Consider the following 292-nt stretch of genomic DNA (forward strand, 5'->3'; position numbering starts at 1 on the left):
CCTTAGGGGGAGTATTTTTGTCCAATAAATATTATTCTAGTCAGTTTAAGAATGAAGTAGTGACTGCTTATAAGAACAATGATACTAAAGTTAAAGAATTGCTGGAGAGATATCAAATACCGGATGTTACCTTATATAACTGGGTAGAGATATTTGAGAGTGATGGCACAAATGGATTTGAGGACTCCAGAACGCGGAAAGCATATACTAAAGAACTAAAAGAAGCAGCCGTGAGGGATTATTTATCGGGGAAACACTCTCAATATGAGATTGTTCGAAAATATGGAATCTC

1 protein-coding gene is annotated in these 292 nt (G+C 36.0%); it reads left to right on the forward strand.

What is annotated here, in order from left to right; genetic code table 11:
• Positions 1 to 17: 17 nt before the first annotated feature.
• A partial coding sequence (locus KH400_RS23785) for a transposase (protein ID WP_217228810.1) occupies positions 18 to 292 on the forward strand: 275 nt, incomplete at its 3' end.

Origin of the sequence: Desertibacillus haloalkaliphilus (assembly GCF_019039105.1) — a bacterium.
GTDB classification, from domain to species: Bacteria; Bacillota; Bacilli; order Bacillales; family KJ1-10-99; genus Desertibacillus; species Desertibacillus haloalkaliphilus.